This window comes from Achromobacter colocynthidis (genome assembly GCF_057334535.1).
The window spans coordinates 604520-621113 of the sequence record NZ_JBHFIZ010000035.1 but is presented as its reverse complement, the minus strand read 5'-3'; the positions used below and the strand labels follow the sequence as shown (position 1 = coordinate 621113).

13 protein-coding genes are annotated in these 16594 nt (G+C 65.4%); 7 read left to right on the top strand and 6 right to left on the bottom strand.

Annotation, left to right across the window (positions count from 1 at the left end):
• Window positions 1-168: 168 nt before the first annotated feature.
• The 5 genes from ACE04A_RS18450 to ACE04A_RS18430 are packed head-to-tail and all read right to left on the bottom strand — an operon-like array spanning window position 169 to window position 6468.
• Window positions 169-1302 (bottom strand): serine hydrolase domain-containing protein, encoded by a 1134-nt coding sequence (locus tag ACE04A_RS18450; RefSeq protein ID WP_448719017.1) that lies wholly within the window; start codon window positions 1300-1302, stop codon window positions 169-171.
• Window positions 1303-1357: 55 nt separating this feature from the next.
• Entirely contained in the window at window positions 1358-3172 is a 1815-nt protein-coding gene (locus tag ACE04A_RS18445) for an ABC transporter ATP-binding protein (RefSeq protein WP_485820383.1), read from the bottom strand.
• Window positions 3169-4698, bottom strand: coding sequence for an aldehyde dehydrogenase family protein (locus ACE04A_RS18440; protein WP_485820382.1), 1530 nt, complete (start codon window positions 4696-4698; stop codon window positions 3169-3171). Before ACE04A_RS18440 ends, ACE04A_RS18445 begins: the two co-directional genes overlap by 4 nt.
• Before the next feature lie 14 nt (window positions 4699-4712).
• Entirely contained in the window at window positions 4713-6068 is a 1356-nt protein-coding gene (locus ACE04A_RS18435) for an NAD(P)/FAD-dependent oxidoreductase (RefSeq protein WP_448719014.1), read from the bottom strand.
• Complete coding sequence (locus ACE04A_RS18430) at window positions 6055-6468, bottom strand: Rid family hydrolase (RefSeq protein WP_448719013.1); 414 nt, start codon at window positions 6466-6468, stop codon at window positions 6055-6057. The genes ACE04A_RS18435 and ACE04A_RS18430 overlap by 14 nt, the downstream gene beginning before the upstream one ends.
• A gap of 341 nt (window positions 6469-6809) precedes the next feature.
• Here ACE04A_RS18430 and ACE04A_RS18425 point away from each other — a divergent pair, with 341 nt between their 5' ends.
• The 7 genes from ACE04A_RS18425 (at window position 6810) to ACE04A_RS18395 (ending at window position 15614) form a co-directional block, all read left to right on the top strand.
• A complete protein-coding gene (locus ACE04A_RS18425) occupies window positions 6810-7943 on the top strand; it encodes an NAD(P)/FAD-dependent oxidoreductase (RefSeq protein ID WP_485820381.1) in 1134 nt (377 codons plus the stop codon).
• A 46-nt stretch (window positions 7944-7989) separates the two neighbouring features.
• Entirely contained in the window at window positions 7990-9642 is a 1653-nt protein-coding gene (locus ACE04A_RS18420; protein WP_448719011.1) for a peptide ABC transporter substrate-binding protein, read from the top strand.
• A gap of 17 nt (window positions 9643-9659) precedes the next feature.
• Window positions 9660-10610, top strand: coding sequence for an ABC transporter permease (locus tag ACE04A_RS18415; protein WP_448719010.1), 951 nt, complete (start codon window positions 9660-9662; stop codon window positions 10608-10610).
• Window positions 10611-10612: 2 nt separating this feature from the next.
• Window positions 10613-11509 carry an ABC transporter permease gene (locus tag ACE04A_RS18410; protein ID WP_448719009.1) on the top strand — a complete coding sequence of 299 codons (897 nt, stop codon included), beginning with the start codon at window positions 10613-10615 and terminating at the stop codon, window positions 11507-11509.
• Between the two features lie 73 nt (window positions 11510-11582).
• Window positions 11583-12479: a LysR substrate-binding domain-containing protein gene (locus tag ACE04A_RS18405; protein WP_448719008.1), complete on the top strand. Its 897-nt coding sequence runs from the start codon at window positions 11583-11585 to the stop codon at window positions 12477-12479.
• A 122-nt stretch (window positions 12480-12601) separates the two neighbouring features.
• Entirely contained in the window at window positions 12602-13216 is a 615-nt protein-coding gene (locus ACE04A_RS18400; protein WP_259247114.1) for a hypothetical protein, read from the top strand.
• Window positions 13217-13226: 10 nt separating this feature from the next.
• Window positions 13227-15614, top strand: coding sequence for a catalase (locus ACE04A_RS18395; RefSeq protein ID WP_448719007.1), 2388 nt, complete (start codon window positions 13227-13229; stop codon window positions 15612-15614).
• 134 nt (window positions 15615-15748) lie between these two features.
• Here the strand turns inward: ACE04A_RS18395 and ACE04A_RS18390 are convergent.
• On the bottom strand, window positions 15749-16594 hold an 846-nt coding region (locus ACE04A_RS18390), incomplete at its 5' end, for a Bug family tripartite tricarboxylate transporter substrate binding protein (protein WP_485820380.1).

Sequence of the window (16594 nt, the reverse complement as noted above, 5' to 3'; positions counted from 1 at the left end):
AGGCGGAAACCGGATTTCAGAGCGAGCCTCTTGTTGTGGGATTGCCGCGGAGAGCGAGTCGGCAAGAATTTTTATTGAGAATGGTTCCGATTTTAAGCTAATTGGGGACGTCTATGGGAGACGTCCATGTTGATGCGGCTGGATCTGCTTGTCCTACTCAAAGGGCCGTCAGAACGCCCGGGCCAGCGCCGCGAAGAAGGCGTCGTCGTTGATCTCGACGCGCTTCTTGTAGCTGGGTTTGCCGCGCGCGCTCAGCACCACGGCCACGAGCTTGTGCGCCGGGTTGATGTGGATGAACTGCCCATAGATGCCTTCGGCCTGGAAGGCGCCGGCCAGGGCGGGGTCTTTCAGCTCAGGCACCCACCACATGTAGCCGTAGGGAATTTCGGTGTCGCCGATTCGGTAGGGGGACCCTGCCTGCGCCACCCAGTCCTCGGGCAGCAGGTGTTCGCCATCCAACTGCCCGCCTTCCATTACGAATTGGCCGAACCGTGCGTAGTCTCGCAGGGTGGCGTTCATGCCGCTGCCCGAGATCGTCATGCCGCCGGGGCATTCCGCCCACCAGGTAGCGTCGAACTCCATGCCGATGCGCGACCACAGCCGCGATTGCAGGTAGTCGACCAGCCGCTGGCCCGTTGCGCCTTCCATCACCGCGCTCAGCAGATACGATTCGCCCGTGTTGTAGGCCCACGCCTGGCCCGCGGGCTGGCGCGCGGGCAGGCGCTTCATGAAGTCGCGGATGCCGCCCGCTTGCCAGCGGGTCTGGATGTCCAGCAGTTGGCGGCGCTCGGAGGCCGAGTCGCCGTAGTCTTCGTTCCATTGCACGCCCGAGCACATGCGCAACATCTGGCGCAGCGAGACCTCGCGATAGACCCCGCCCAAGTCCGCGTACCGTGTCACCGGGTCGTCCAGCGAGTGGATCAGCCCTTCTTTGAGCGCCACGCCCACAAGCGTCGCCGCCACCGACTTGGCCAGTGAACACGAATTCCAGCGCGTTTCAGGCGCGATGCCACGCTGATAGGTCTCGAACGCGACTTGCCCGTCCTTCATCACCAACAGGCCGGCCACGCCGTTAGTGGCCAGATAGTCGTACAGGTCGAACACACGCCCTTGATCCTGGATGCGCAAGGCGGGCATGCCGCCGGGCCGCAATGGCAGATCGCGCACGCGCTTGCCGCGCGTTACGGTGTCGGACGCAAACCAGCCGGGGTCGCTGGACAGCGCCAGCGCAAGTTCGTCGGGGAGTAGGGTGCCGTCGTAGAACCGCATCAAATGCGTCTTCAGGGCGGGCGTCATGGGCATGGCAGGTTCCAGATTTGAATTCATGGGTGGACGAGCGGCGCGCGACCTGCGGGCCTTAGTCGTCCTGCATCACAAAGTGGCCGGGCGCGACTTCCTGGTAGCGCCGCCTGGGTGGCGTATAGCCGAGCGGGCGCAACGTATGCCGGATCTCGTCCTGGATCAGGTGGCGTGGCGACGCCAGGCGCGCGCCCGGGTCCGCCACGGGCACGGCGTCCAGCAAGCGTCGCGTATAGGGGTGGCGGGGGTCGTACAGCACGGCGGCGCGGGAGCCGATCTCGACAATTTCGCCCATGTACATCACCGCCACGCGATGGCTCACGCGCTCCACCACGGCCATGTCGTGCGAGATGAACAGATAGGCCAGTCCCAGGTCGCGCTGCAGCGTCAGCATCAGGTTGATCACCTGCGCCTTGATCGATACGTCCAGCGCGGAGACGGCCTCGTCTGCCACCAGTAACGACGGCCCGAGCGCCAGGCTGCGGGCGATGCAGATGCGCTGGCGCTGTCCCCCCGAGAATTCCTGGGGGTAGCGGTCGCCGGCCGCGTTGTCCAGACCCACGCAGGCCAGCAGTTCGGCCACGCGGGCTCGCAGCGCGTCGCCCTTGCAGACCTTATTCACTATCAGGGGGCTGGCGACTGCCGCCGCGACAGTCTTGCGCGGGTTCAGGCTGGAAAAAGGGTCTTGAAACACCATCTGCACATGGCGCGCCATGGCGGCGCGGTCGCGGCCCCTGGCGGCGTGGATATCCTGGCCATTGACCCGCACCTGGCCCGAGGTCGGCCTCAGCAGGTTCATGATGCTGCGGCCGATGGTGGACTTGCCGCAGCCTGACTCACCCACCAGCGCCAGGGTTTCGCCGGGCTGCACGCTGAACGATACGTTTTCGACGGCATGCACCATGCCGCGGTCGCGCGACAGCAGCCCGGAACCCATGCGGTACCGCACCGTAAGCCCCTGGACCTCCAGCACGGGCGGGGCGTCGGTGCGCACGGTGTCCGCCGCTTCCACGGCAGGTGTCTGGACGCCGGTTTGCCGGTCGATGGCGGCAAACGGCAGCGGACGCGCCACGTCTTTCATGGCGCCCAGGCGCGGCACTGCCGCCAAAAGGGCCCGCGTATAGGGTTCGCCGGGCGTATCGAAAATACGAGCGGTTTCGCCGCATTCGATCTGCTGCCCTCCGCACATCACGACCATCCGGTCAGCCACCTCCGCCACCACGCCCATGTCATGCGTGATGAACAGCACCGACATGCCGTCTTCCTGCTGTAGTTCGCGGATCAGGGCCAGAATCTGTGCCTGGATCGTGACGTCCAGCGCGGTGGTCGGCTCGTCGGCGATCAGCAGCCGGGGCCGGCAGGCCAGCGCCATGGCGATCATGACGCGCTGGCGCATGCCGCCCGACAGGTGGAACGGATAGTCTTTCAAACGAGTCGCCGCGGCCGGGATGCGTACTTTCTCAAGCAGGCGCAGCGCCTCGGCCTGCGCCGCCGGCCAGTCCAGGCCCCGATGCAGCATCAGCGATTCAGCCACCTGGAACCCGATGGTGCGCACCGGGTTCAGGCTGGTCATCGGCTCTTGGAAGATCATTGCGATATCAGCGCCGCGAATCTTGCGCATCTGGGGTTCGGGTAGCGCCAGCAGGTCGCGGTCGCCCAGCAGGACACTGCCCGACACCTGCGTGTCGCGCGGGTTGAGCAAGCGCATGATCGACATGGCCGTCACGCTTTTGCCCGAGCCGGATTCGCCCACCACGGCCAGCGTCTCGCGCGGGGCAACCTCGAAGTCCAGTCCGTTGACGACGGTCTTCCAGCCGCCCGGCACCCGGAAGCGGGTGTGCAGGCCGGCGACGCGTAGCACCGGCGCGTTCACGCGCTCAGCCCCATTGCGGACAGACGCAACCAGATCGTCTTGATCTGCTGGTATTGCGCCATGGCCTCCAGCCCTTTGTCGCGCGCCAGCGACCCCGAGCGCCGGTAGCCGCCGAAGGGGGTCTTGATGTCACCCTCGGTAAAGCCGTTGCCCGCGACCGTGCCGCACTCCAGGCGGCGCGCGAAGTACATGGCGCGGTCCAGGTCACGGGTGTAGACGGTGGCGTGCAGGCCGTAGTCGGTGCCGTTGGCAATCCGCAGAGCCTGGTCCATGCTGTCCACGGGCAGGACCCCCAGGACCGGGCCGAAGATCTCTTCGCGGGCGATGACCATGTCCGGACGCAGGTCCGCGAAGACGGTGGGACCCAGATAGGGCCCGCGACCGCCCGGCGCGCCGACGGCTTCCAGCACGCGGCGCGCGCCTTCCTCCACGCCCTTGGCCACATAGGACTGCACGCGGTTGCGCTGGCCCGCCGAAATCAGCGGGCCCATGTCGGTTGCCGGATTCAGCGGGTCTCCGATCACGATCTGCTTGGTTCGCGCGATGATCTTCTCCACGTAGGCGTCCTGCCGCGACCGCGCCACCAGTTGGCGCATGTTGGCCGAGCAATTCTGGCCGCCGTTCCAGAACGCGGCCATCACGGCATTGTCGATCAGATCGTCGGTCAGGTCCGCGTCATCGAGGACGATGAAGGGGCTTTTACCGCCCATCTCCAGCCCCACCGTTTTCAGGTTGCTGGACCCTGCGTATTGCAGGAACAGCCGCCCCACGTCGGTGGACCCGGTGAACGACACGGCATCGATGTCAGGGTGTTGTCCGATCAGGCGTCCCGTGGTTTCGCCCGGCCCCGTCAAGACGTTCAAGACACCCGGCGGAATGCCAGCCTCGATCGCCAGCGCCGCCAGGGCCAGGGTGGTCAGCGACGTTTCTTCGGCTGGCTTGACGATGACCGAGCAGCCGCTGGCCAGCGCGGGCGCCAGTTTCCACGTGGCCATCAGCAGGGGAAAGTTCCAGGGCAGCACCGCCGCCACCACGCCGATGGGTTCGCGCACGACCATCGCGCAGTCTTCCTGCCCGGTCGGGGCCACGTGGCCGTAGGTCTTGTCCACCAATTCGCCGTACCACTGAAAGATCGCCGGCACTTCCTGCGTGATCTCGCGCAGGCAGTCCCGAATGGGCTTGCCGCTTTCCAGGCTTTCCATGACGGCCAGCTTGACGCCATCACGCCGGATCAACTCCGCCAGCCTCAGCAGGGCTTCCTTGCGTTGCTCCGGCGCGCAGCGCGACCAGGCGCCGCTGCGGAACGCCGAGCGCGCCGCCGCCACCGCGCGGTCCACGTCTTGTTGGCCGCAATGGGCCAACGTGCCGAGCACGGCGTCGGTGGCGGGGTTGCTGGTTTCGATCAGCGCTCCGTTATCGGACGCCGACCAGTCGCCGTCGATGAAGGCGCGGTCGGGCAAGCGCAGGCCGGCGGCCATGCGTTGCAGTTCTGCATGGCTGGGAAGGGGCAGGGCGGTATCGGACATCATTGCTCCAGGAATCAGATGGCCGCGTAGGGGCGCGAATACGCTCCACGCAGGAAACGGTCGGCCGAGAACGGCGCCAGGTCGGTCTTGGGTTCGGCGCCTCGGGCCAATGCGGCAAGCGTGCTGCCGACCGCGGGACCCAGGCCGAATCCGTGCCCGGAAAACCCCGTGGCGATGATCAGGCCGCGAGCCGGCCAGGCGGCGTCGATCACCGGCAGCGCGTCCGGCATGACGTCGATGTTGCCGGCCCAGGACTTGACGATTTCAACGGGGGGCATCCGCGCGAACAATTCCGCGAACCGCTTGCGGTTGTCGCGCACGCGGTGCGTGTTGGGCGCGATGTCGGGATCGCGGGGCTTGATCGCCCAATCCGATTTCGGCACCGACAGGCGGGTGTACAGGTCATTGACGAAGGGCTTGCCCAGCCGGAACGAAAAGCCCTTGTGGTTGCGTACCACTTCACGCAGGAAATAATGCGAGGCGCGCAAAGAGTCCAGCGTCAGGTCGATGTCGGTGCCGGCATCGGTGGCGATGATGCAGGACCCATCCGGCCGCTGACGCAAGCCCAGCCCGTAGCCGACGAAGCACGGCAGGCCCATGGCGGGCAGCGGCGCCGTCAGCGACACCGTGCTGCGAACGACCTTCTGCGGCAGTTTCACGTCCAGCGCCTGCAACAGGCGAAAGGTCTGCGCGCCGGCCGCGCAGATCACGATGGGGGCGCGCACGCTGCCGTGTTCGGTCTGCACGCCGCACACGCTGCCGCCCGCGACGTCCAGGGCGCTCACGCCGCAATCTTCCAGCACCACGGCGCCGGCGCCGATGGCCGCGCGGGCAAAAGCCAGGGTCGCCAGGGTGGGTTCGGCCTGGCCATCCGATTCGGCGATGATGCCGCCTTCGGTACGCCGGGACACCATCGGAAACCGCGCCGCGATCTCGTCGGGACTCAGCATGCGCGTGTCACTGACCCGGCCTCCGGCCTCGGCCAGCCAAGCTTGATAGGACCGGCGCTCGGACTCGTCGGCGCACAGGAACAGGCAGCCGCTGCGCATCCACCCCGTCTCATGGCCCAGCTCTGCCCGCAAGCCGGGCCAAAGCGACAGCGCCTGCGCCGCCAGGGAAAGCTCGGCCGGGTCTCGATAGAGCGACCGCACAAAGCCCCAATTGCGCCCCGACTGCTGCGAGGCGATGCGGTTCTTTTCCAGCAGCACCACTTTCAAATTGGCGCGAGCCAGATACCAGGCGGCGCTGCAGCCCATGATGCCGCCGCCGATGATGACCACGTCGGCCGTGGCGGGCAGGGGCTCGGCCCTGTCCAGCAGGCGCGACACGGCGTCGGCCGGCGCATGGTGCAACAGGTTAAGCGGCGGCATCGATGATGGCATCCATGTCGATCTCGACCCGGATGGCGGGATCGAACAAGCCGGCCTGCACGGTGGTGCACGCGGGATCTATGCCCCGAAACGCCGCCGCGTACACGTCCATGACGGCATCGTAGTCTTCGGGCCGGGCGATATAGATACGCACCCGGACCACATCGCGCAGCGACGCGCCCGCCTGCTGGAAGGCATGCTGCGCATTGCGCAGGATCTGTTCGGTCTGCGCCTGGGCGCCTTCGGCCAGCACGTCGGCAACATAGTCGTAGCCGGTTGTGCCGGACAGGCGGACGTGGCCGTTCAGCGCGACGGCGCGCGCATAGCTGTAAGTGCGTTCATACTCGCTGCCGGAGTAGATGGCTTTGCGGCTGCCGTGTTGGCGGGTGTGCTCGTTCATGTCGGTTTTCATCCAGGAGTGCTTCATTGGCGAGCAGGATCGCGCAAAAGGCGCTGCCGCGTCGATGTCAAAAAATCGAGGACGGGATGCGATTAATAGAACGACCGCGGATGGCCGGTACGTCATGGCTCCGGGTAGGGCACTTGCCTGGTCATGGTTTTCCCGTAGCGCGTTCCCCCGCGCTTGGGCAAGCGCGGACCCGGTGCAGATTATTGCGGTTTCGATTCCATTTATTCGACTCGACACTGCCGAAGGCGTTGGGATTCAATCGGGTCATTCCGGGAACAGCCCGGCGCCGCGAAGCAGCACTCGCGGCATTCCAGATGAAAGGGGAACGCAGGATGCACGTTGATTTTGTCATTGTGGGCGGTGGGATTTCAGGCGCGGCTGCCGCCTACTTTCTTTCTCGGGCCGGTAAGGTGGCGCTGATCGAACAAGAGCCGCATTTCGGGTTTCATAGTTCGGGGCGTACCGCCGGCCAGTTCACCGTTGGCATTTCCGCCGACCAGATGCGCGCCATGGCCGCCGCCAGCCGCGCGTTCTTTTATGAACCGCCCTCGGGCTTTGCCGACCTTCCCCTGATCGAGCAGCGCGGCAGCCTGACCTTGGGCCGCCATGCTCAAAAGGCCGTGCTGGAAACCTTGCACGCCCGTATCGGGCAAGCGGGCGGCAACGCCGAATGGGTGGACCGCGAACAAGCAATGGCCCTGTTCCCCGCGTTGCTGGCCGACAAGTTCGACCTGGGCGTCCATGAGACCGACGCGCAGGACATCGACGTGAACACCTTGTTGCAGGCCTATCTGAAAGGCGCCAAGCGCAATGGCGCCGTGCTGGCGACCAATACGCCGGTGCAGGGGATAGAACGGCACGCCGGCAAGTGGCGCATCCGCACCCAGGAAGAGGACTACACCGCCAACGTGATCGTCAATGCGTCCGGCGGCTGGGCTGACACCATTGCCCACATGGCGGGCGTGGCGCCCATCGGCATTACGCCGTACAAGCGCACGGCCTTTACCTTTCCGCTGCTGCCCGGTTCCGAAGGCGGGCACTGGCCGCATGTGTGCAACGCGGACTACCAGTGGTACGTCAAGCCGGAACATGGCTGCTTCATGGGCTCGCCCGCCGACGCGCAACCGGTGGCTCCTGGCGAGGTCTATCCCGAAGAACTGGACGTGGCGCAGGGCATCTACAACATTGAGTTGGACACGAGCTTGCGCGTGCCGCGACCCCTCAGCGTCTGGGCGGGCGTGCGCAGCTATGTGCGTGACCGCAACCCGGTTTGCGGCGCGCGCGCCGACAGCCCCGACTTCATCTGGTACGCGGCGCTGGGCGGTTGCGGTGTGCTGACCTCGCCAGCGATGGGGCAGGCCGTGGCGGCGCTGGCGCAGGGCCACGCGTTGCCCGACGCACTACAAGCGCGTGGCCTGACGCCCGAGGCGTTGTCGCCCGACCGCGCCACGCTGCTATCCGCCTGATTCCGGCAAAGACGAACAAGCAATCCACAACGGGGAAACGGAAGCCATGATCCACCACAAGATTTCCAAACGGGATTTCCTGAAGCTGTCGGCCACCGCCGGCACCTTGATGGCCGCGCCCGTCTGGGCACAAACCACATCCGCCACGACCACGCCGCCGTCCGCCCCGCGCGGGCAGGTGATTGCCGGCATTTCGCAGGAACCCACGGTATTCAATCCGTTGATGCCGGGCAGCGAAGTTGACCAGGGCGTGTGGTGGCAGTTGTTCAGCACGCTGTGGTTCATCGACGCGCAAGGCAATACCGTGGCCGACCTGGCGCGCGAAGTGCCGTCTGTCGCCAACGGCGGCCTGTCGGCCGCCGGCCTGGTCTGGAAGGTGAAGCTGAAGACGGGCGCCACCTGGCACGACGGCAAGCCGTTCACCGCTCGCGACGTCAAGTACACGCTGGAATTGATCAACAACCCGGCGTTCCGGGCGCGCAATCGCGTTGGCCATTCCCTGGTGCGCGACATCACCGTCGTGGCCGATGACGAAATCCATTGGCGCATGGAAAGCAGCTTCACGCCGTACATGTCGGTGCTGTCCCAGACCTTCATGGTGCCGGAACACATACTAGCCACGGCCGCCGACCCCAACACCGCGCCTTATAACCAGGCGCCCGTGGGCACGGGCCCCTTCCGCTGGGGCGCGCGGCGCGCGGGCGACCACATCCAGCTGGAACGCAACCCTGCCTATCACGGCCAGGGCCCCTACCTGTTGCGCGTCATCTTCAAGTACATCCCTGATCAGACGATGCTGTATACGCAGTTTCGCAGCGGCCAGATCGACTACCTGGGGCTGTCGGGCATCCAGCCCAGCTTCGAACAAGAAGCGGCCAAGCTGCGCGGCGTGCGCATCATGCCGGTGCCCACGCCGTTTATTGAACACGTGGCGCTGAACCTGGGCTTTGCCCCGTTCGCGGACAAGTCCGTGCGCCAAGCCCTGTACCTGGGCATGAACAAGGAAGCCCGCATCAAGGCCATTTATCAGGGCCGGCCGCTGCCGACGGAATCCTATGTGCCTAAAGGCCACTGGGCGTACAACGACGCGCTGCCGGCGCACCGCTACGACCCGCAGGCCGCGCGCGCCTTGCTGGATGCGGCCGGTTGGGTGCCGGGCAGCGATGGCATCCGGGTCAAGAACGGCCAGCGCATGGCGTTCACGAATTCCACGACGGCCGGCGCGCAGGCACGCGAGCAGTCGCAACAACTGCTGATGCAGGACTGGCGGCAGATCGGGGTGGAGATGACCATCGAGAACATGCCGGCGGCCGTCATTTGGGGAAATTTCTGGCAGAAGTCCCAATACCAGTCGGTCATGGTGGCGTCCAACTTCCTGCAAGGCAGCGACCCCGACGTGACCGCGCGTTTTTCCAGCGCATCGATACCCGCCAAGGGGGGCAGCGGCCTGAACACGTACCAGTACCAGAACCCGGAAATGGACCAGTTGCTGATGCAGGGCACGCGGGAATTCAACCTGGACGAGCGCAAGCGCATCTATCACCGTATCCAAGAAATCGTCAGATCCGATCTGGTGCTGTTGCCCGTGTCGCAGACCGTCATCATCGAAGCTGTCAAGGACAAGCTGGTCGGCTACGAAAACAATATCAACAGCTCGTCCAACTGCTGGAACATGCGCAGTTGGTATTGGGCAAGCTGACGGGGCGGAGCTTTCAGATGACTCAATATCTGCTCAAGCGCGGCGGCCAATCCCTGGTGTTGCTGCTGTTGGTGTCGCTGATAGGCTTCGGCATCCTGTACCTGTCGCCGGGTGGGCCGCTGTCGCAGTTGGTGCAATCGTCGAACATGGCGCAAGAGGATATCGACCGCCTGACGCGCAGCATGGGGCTCGACCGCCCCTTTCTCATCCAGTACGGCGACTGGCTGTTGCGCATGGTACGCGGTGATTGGGGCGCGTCTTACCGCGACGGCATCGGCGTGCTGGCCACCATTGGATCGCACATCGGCGCGACCTTGTCGCTGATGGCGGTATCCACCGTCATTGCCGCGCTGCTGGGCGGCATGATCGGCATCTGGGGGGCGGTGCGGCGGCATTCGTTGATGGACGCGCTGTCGTCGGTGGGGGCGATGATTGCCCTGTCCATCCCGACGTTCTGGTTTGGGCTGATGGCGATCTACCTGTTCTCGATCAAGCTGGGTTGGCTGCCGGCCGGTAACCAGCAAACCTTTGGCGACGGTTCGTTCCTGGACCTGGCGCATCACATGATTGCGCCGGTCATGGTGCTGGCGTTGGTCGAGACGGCGGTGTGGGCGCGCTTCATGCGTTCGTCCATGATCGAGACGCTGGAGCAGGACTACATCCGCACCGCGCGCGCCAAGGGCGCGGGCGGGCGCGCCATCATCCTGTCGCATGCCTTGCGCAATGCGCTGCTGCCCATGATCACCCTGGTCGGCCTGCAGTTCCCCTCCTTGCTGGGCGGCGCGTTGATTACCGAGACGGTGTTCAGTTGGCCCGGCATGGGCCGCTTGTTTTTCGACTCGCTGGAGTACCGCGACTACCCCGTGGTCATGGGCATTCTGATGCTGTCCGCCATCATGGTGATGCTGGGCTCGCTGTTGGCCGATGTGCTGTACGCCATCGCCGATCCTCGTATTCGGATGGACTGAGCATGATGAAAGCCCCTGGAATCTCCGATCCGGTCACGGCCGGCGGTGCGTACTGTCCGCCCGGTCCTCTGCGCGCCGGCTGGCGTCGCCTGGCGCGCAACAAATTGGCGACCGCCGGCGTCATCACCATTGCCGTGATGGTGCTGCTGTGCTTCGCGGGGCCGCTGGTCTTGCGTCTGGACGCCAGCTATATCGACGTGCTCAACCGCTTTGCGCCGCCGCTGAGCGCCGGGCATCTGCTGGGTACTGACGAGCTGGGCCGCGACGTTCTGGCCCGCCTGATGGCTGGCGGGCGGATCTCGCTGACGATCGGCTTTGCGGCCATGCTGATATCGGTGGTGATCGGCACCATCGTGGGCATGATCGCCGGCTACCGGCGCGGCTTCGTGGGTGCCTTGCTGATGCGCTTTGTCGACGCCATGCTGGCTTTCCCGACGATTTTCCTGATTCTGGCCCTGGCCATGCTGGTCAAGCCGGGCATCGTCTCAACCACCATCCTGATCTCGGCAACCTGCTGGATGGAAGTGGCGCGGCTGGTCGAGGGTCAGTACCGCTCGCTGCGCAATGCGGAATACGTGGCGGCGGCGCACACGGCCGGGGCATCGGGCTTGCGCATCATGGTCGTTGAACTGCTGCCCAACGCCATGGGCCCCATCATCATCGTCGCAACGCTGAACGTGGCGCGCGCCATCCTGCTGGAATCCTATGTCAGTTACCTGGGCTACGGCATCCAGCCGCCCGTGGCCAGCCTGGGCAACATGCTGAACAACGCGCAGATCTACCTGACTTCGGCGCCCTGGCTGGCCATCGTGCCCGGCGTGGCGATTGCGCTGACCGTGACCAGCGTGAACTTCATCGGCGAAGGGCTGCGCAATATACTCGAGCCGCGCAGCCAGTGAACAAGCTGGCGAACGCGCCAGCCGGTCCCCCTTGATCCGAGCCTAGCCACCCCCATACGCCCTGGAGACCGGGATGCTTCGACGCCTGCCCTCGCTGAACGCGCTACGTTGCTTTGAAGTCGTGGCGGCCCATACCAGCGTCAAGAAGGCCGCGCAGATTTTGAACGTGAGCGAAAGCGCGGTCAGCCGGCAGGTTCGCATCCTGGAAGAGCAGTTGGGGCAGACGCTGTTTCTACGCACGCACAGCGGCCTGGAAATCACCGAGGCCGGGCGCAAGCTTGCCACGACGGTGAAGGAAGCGTTCGACCATATCGCCAACGCCATCGACCCCACGCATACGGACCAGGACATCGTGACGCTGCGCGTGATTCCCACCTTTGCGCTGCGTTGGCTGTTTCCCCGGCTGCGGCGTTTTCACGAGCAATACCCGATGATCAAGGTCGTGGTGCGCACACGGCTCAATGACATGACGGCCGATGAGACGGATTCCGACCTGGGTATCCGCTATGCGCTGGGCAACTTCTCGCACGAAGACGCCACGGAGCTCTACGCCGAGTGGATCGTGCCGGTGTGCGCGCCCGGTCACATCGATGCCGCCGACCCCGAGCGCGGCTTGCGCGAGTCCACGCTGCTGCACCCCTTGCCCGACCACCAGGACTGGATCACCTGGTCTGAGAAGACCGGTATCGAACTGCTGACGCGCGGCGGCCTGGATTTCGACGCACTGGATATGGCGTTGAGCGCCGCCGAGGCCGGGCTGGGCGTAGCCATCGCGGACGTAGTGCTGGCGCACCAGGCCATTGAGGACGGTCGGGTTGTGGTGCCGCTGCGCCGTGCGGTGCCCACCGGCGTGTCGTACTACCTGGTGCGTCGGCCCGCGTTGCGCCATCGCCGGCAGGTCAAGCTGGTGGAAGACTGGATCGTCAGCGAATTGGTGGAATCCCAAGCCATCATCAGGTCCTACGCCTAGCCGGGAGGCTGCGCGGGGGCACGAGGTTGGGCATGGCGCTTGCTGAAGCTGCGCGTCATGCCGCCGGGTTTGCGAACGTAGGGCGCAACCGGCGAACCGACCCCGTGGACAAGGAGCCCCTGATGAAACGCAAAGCGGCAAACGCCAAACAAATCAATGAATTGCTTTACCAGGCGCTGGAGACTGAAATCGGCGGCTTGGCTGTGTACGAGACCGCCGTGTCCTGTGCCGTCAACGAAGACCTGAAGAAGGAATGGAAGGAATACCTGGAAGAAACGCGCACGCACCATCGTGTGCTTTTGACCGTGTTTGAACAACTGGGACTTGACCCCGCCAAGCAGACGCCGGGGCGCGAGGTGGTGCGCCATCTTGGCGATTCGCTGGTGAAGGCGATGAAGATGGCCGTCAGCGCGGGCGATGCCGATGCGGCGCAGTTGGTGGCGACCGAATGCGTGGTGCTGGCCGAAACCAAGGACCACGCCAACTGGTCGCTGATCGGGCTGCTGGCCGAGCAGCATTCCGGCAAGGAAGCCGCGATTCTGAAACAGGCCCACGACGCGGTGGCGCAGGACGAAGACCACCACCTATATCACACGCAAGGGTGGTCGCGCGAGTTGTGGGTGGAGTCGCTGGGCTTGCCCGCAGTGCTGCCCCCGCCTGAAGAAGTCAAACAAGTGAAAACCGCCATCGGCGCCTCGCGGGCCGAGCAGGCGCGCGGCGAAATGCTGAAACACTAGGAGAGATTCAATGGCAAGCAAGAAACCCGCAGCCAAGGGCGCCGCTGGCGCATTGCCCACTGCATACATGAACACCGACAGCGGCCCGGCCGCCGGTCCCGCTGGCAAGCCGACCGAGCCCGCGCTCAAGCGCGCGGCCGCCGTGGGCGCCACGGCTGCGTCCATGCCCCACAACCCCAACAAGGCCGCCGAATATGGTGAACAGGCCGCGCGCTGTCCTTACACCGGCGCGCAGACGACGCCGCCGGACCCCTCCGTGGGCGCAAGTTCCTTGTCGGAATCCGAGTCCACCGCCAAGACCGGAGACGCCGCCGCGCCTGGAGTCAACGAGGTGCACGGGCGCCTGTCACGGGTGCGTTCGGACGGCAGTGGCCAGCAGTTGACGACCAACCAGGGCGTGCCGGTGGCGGACAACCAGCATTCGCTCAAGGCCGGCGTGCGCGGGCCGGCGCTGCTGAAAGACTTCATCCTGCGTGAAAAAATTACGCACTTCGATCACGAGCGCATTCCCGAGCGCATCGTGCACGCGCGCGGCTCGGCTGCCCACGGTTACTTCGAGTGCTACAAGCCCTTGACCGATTTGACCGCCGCGTCTCTATTTGCAGAAAAAGGCAAGCGCACGCCGGTGTTCGTGCGCTTTTCCACGGTGGCGGGCGAGCGGGGGTCCAAGGACACCGCGCGCGACGTGCGCGGCTTTGCCGTCAAGTTCTATACCGACGAAGGCAACTGGGACCTGGTCGGCAACAACATGCCTGTCTTCTTCATCCAGGACGCGATGAAGTTTCCGGACCTGGTGCACGCGGTAAAACCCGAGCCGCATCACGGCATGCCGCAGGCCGCGTCGGCCCACGACACGTTCTGGGACTTTGTGTCCTTGATGCCGGAGTCCACCCATATGCTGATGTGGTTGATGTCCGATCGCGCCATCCCTCGCAGCTATCGCATGATGCAGGGCTTTGGCGTGCATACCTTTCGCTTCGTCAACGCCAGCGGTGAGTCGCGCCTGGTGAAGTTCCACTGGAGTCCCGTCCTGGGCACGCACTCGCAGGTGTGGGACGAAGCCGTCAAGGTATCGGGGGCCGACCCCGACTTCCACCGCCGCGATCTGTGGGAAGCCATTGACGCGGGCCACGGCCCGGAATGGGAACTGGGTGTGCAGATCTTCACCGAGGAAGACGCCGAGCGCTACAGCTTCGACGTGCTGGACGCCACCAAGATCGTGCCCGAGGAACTGGTGCCCATCACCCCCATCGGCCGCATGGTGCTGGACCGCAACCCCGACAATTTCTTCGCGGAAACTGAGCAGGTGGCGTTCTGTACGGCGCACGTGGTGCCGGGCATCGATTTCACGAACGACCCGTTGTTGGCCGGCCGCATCCATTCGTATGTGGACACGCAGATCTCGCGCTTGGGCGGCCCCAATTTCCATGAAATTCCCATCACCGCGCCGGTGGCGCCGGTGCATAACAACCAGCGCGACGGCATGCATCGCCAAGCCATCCACCGTGGCCGTGTCGCGTACGAACCGAACTCGCTGGCAGGAGGGTGTCCGTTCCAGGCGGGCATGCAGGGCTTTGTGCCGTTCCCCGAGCCGATCGCGGGCGATGAATTGCGCGGGCACCCCGAGAAGTTCGCCGAGCACTACAACCAGGCCGCGCTGTTCTACAACAGCCAGACTGATTGGGAAAAGCAGCACATCATCCACGCCTTTTCGTTCGAGCTGAGCAAGGTGACGGTGCCCGCCATCCGCCAGCGCATGGTGGCGTCGCTGCGCAATGTGTCTGACGAGCTGGCGCAGGGCGTGGCCGACCTGCTGGGCATGGTCTTGCCCGAACCGATGCCGCGCGCGGCGGCGCAACCGCCCAAGCCGGAAGTCGAGGTGTCACCCGCGTTGTCTCTGACTGCCAGGCCGGGCGATGGCGGTGTGGCCACGCGCAAGGTCGCCATTCTGGTCGCCGAAGGCGTGGACGGCGCGGCCGTGACGGCGGTGGCCGATGCGCTGATTCAGGCGGGCGTGGTGGTGCGGCTGGTGGGTCAGCGCATCGGGCCCGTGCAGGCCGAAGGCGGCGGCATGTTCGATGCCGATGCATCGCTGGACAATCATCCGTCCGGGCTGTTCGACGGCGCGGTGGTGCCCGGCGGCGAAGGCGCGGTGACGCGCTTGCAGGCGGATGGCCGCGCGCTGGAGTTCTTGCGCGATGCGTTCCGGCACGGCAAGACCTTGCTGGGTTTGGGCCGGGGAGGGCAGTTGTTTGGCTCGGCGGGCATTGCGCCCAACGAGGCGGACAGTGGCCTCTTGATGGGCGGCGGCGCGCCGGCAAAAAGCGCGGCGGCGTTCATCCAGGCGCTGGCCATGCATCGGCACCCTGAGCGGGAAACGATGCCGCCGATGGTGTAAGGCAGTCTGACGTAAAACGCGCTTGGCCCCAGACGTTTGTAACGCGCTGGGGCCAAGCGTTTTTTTTGGGGGGCGGTTTTCACGCGCTGCTTTTCTGCGCCTTTTTCGCCACTTTTCCCCCGCTGTTTTCGCGCTTATTCCAGCTTGATGTCGGCCCGCTTGGCCACGTCGCCAAACGTTTTCACTTCTTTCGCGATCTGGTCCTTGAGCGCCTGGCCCGGCAAATACACGGGTTCCAGCGCCAGGTCCGACACCGCCTTGCGCACCTGCGGGTCCTGCATGATTTTTTCCACCGCCCGGTTCAGCGTATCGATGACCGGCGCGGGCGTGCGCGCGGGGGCGGCCAGCGCGTACCAGCCCACGCACGACACCTGGGGTATGCCGGCTTCGGCAAAGGTGGGCACGTCCGGCAACTGCGGCATGCGGTGCTCGCCGGTGACGGCCAGCGCGCGAACCTTGCCCGCGCGCACCTGCGGCGCGGCGGACGACACGGTGTCCACGCCCAGGGACACTTCGCCGCCGATCATCGCGGTGATCAATTGCGCGCTGCCCTTGTACGGCACGGGCATCATCTTCGCGCCGGCGGCCTCGGCGAACATTTCTCCGGCCAGATGCGGTGCGGAGCCCGGCCCAAAGGTGCCGTACATCAGCCCGCCCTTGCTGCTTTGCTGCTTGGCCAGCGCGGCGGCTTCCTGCACCGTGTTCGCCGCCAACCCGTTCTGCGCCAACAGCACGACCGGCGCCATGGCGACGATGCCGATGTGTTCGAAGCTACGCAACGGGTCGTAGGGCAGCGACGGTTTCAGCGCCGGCAGCACCGTGTACGTGGTGCTGCCCGACAGCAGCAAGGTGTAGCCGTCGGGTTGTGCGCGCGCCACCGCGTCGGCGCCGATCACCGTCGACGCGCCGGGGCGGTTCTCGACAATGACGGACTGGCCCAGGCTGCCCGACAGCTTGTTGGCCAAGAGTCGCGCCCCCCC

Excerpts from the sequence above, each read along its gene's own strand:
- ACE04A_RS18450 (WP_448719017.1), bottom strand. The coding sequence starts at position 1,302 with ATGCCCATGACGCCCGCCCTGAAGACGCATTTGATGCGGTTCTACGAC.
- ACE04A_RS18440 (WP_485820382.1), bottom strand. The coding sequence starts at position 4,698 with ATGTCCGATACCGCCCTGCCCCTTCCCAGCCATGCAGAACTGCAACGC.
- ACE04A_RS18435 (WP_448719014.1), bottom strand. The coding sequence starts at position 6,068 with ATGCCGCCGCTTAACCTGTTGCACCATGCGCCGGCCGACGCCGTGTCG.
- ACE04A_RS18430 (WP_448719013.1), bottom strand. The coding sequence starts at position 6,468 with ATGAACGAGCACACCCGCCAACACGGCAGCCGCAAAGCCATCTACTCC.
- ACE04A_RS18425 (WP_485820381.1), top strand. The coding sequence starts at position 6,810 with ATGCACGTTGATTTTGTCATTGTGGGCGGTGGGATTTCAGGCGCGGCT.
- ACE04A_RS18420 (WP_448719011.1), top strand. The coding sequence starts at position 7,990 with ATGATCCACCACAAGATTTCCAAACGGGATTTCCTGAAGCTGTCGGCC.
- ACE04A_RS18415 (WP_448719010.1), top strand. The coding sequence starts at position 9,660 with ATGACTCAATATCTGCTCAAGCGCGGCGGCCAATCCCTGGTGTTGCTG.
- ACE04A_RS18410 (WP_448719009.1), top strand. The coding sequence starts at position 10,613 with ATGATGAAAGCCCCTGGAATCTCCGATCCGGTCACGGCCGGCGGTGCG.
- ACE04A_RS18405 (WP_448719008.1), top strand. The coding sequence starts at position 11,583 with ATGCTTCGACGCCTGCCCTCGCTGAACGCGCTACGTTGCTTTGAAGTC.
- ACE04A_RS18400 (WP_259247114.1), top strand. The coding sequence starts at position 12,602 with ATGAAACGCAAAGCGGCAAACGCCAAACAAATCAATGAATTGCTTTAC.
- ACE04A_RS18395 (WP_448719007.1), top strand. The coding sequence starts at position 13,227 with ATGGCAAGCAAGAAACCCGCAGCCAAGGGCGCCGCTGGCGCATTGCCC.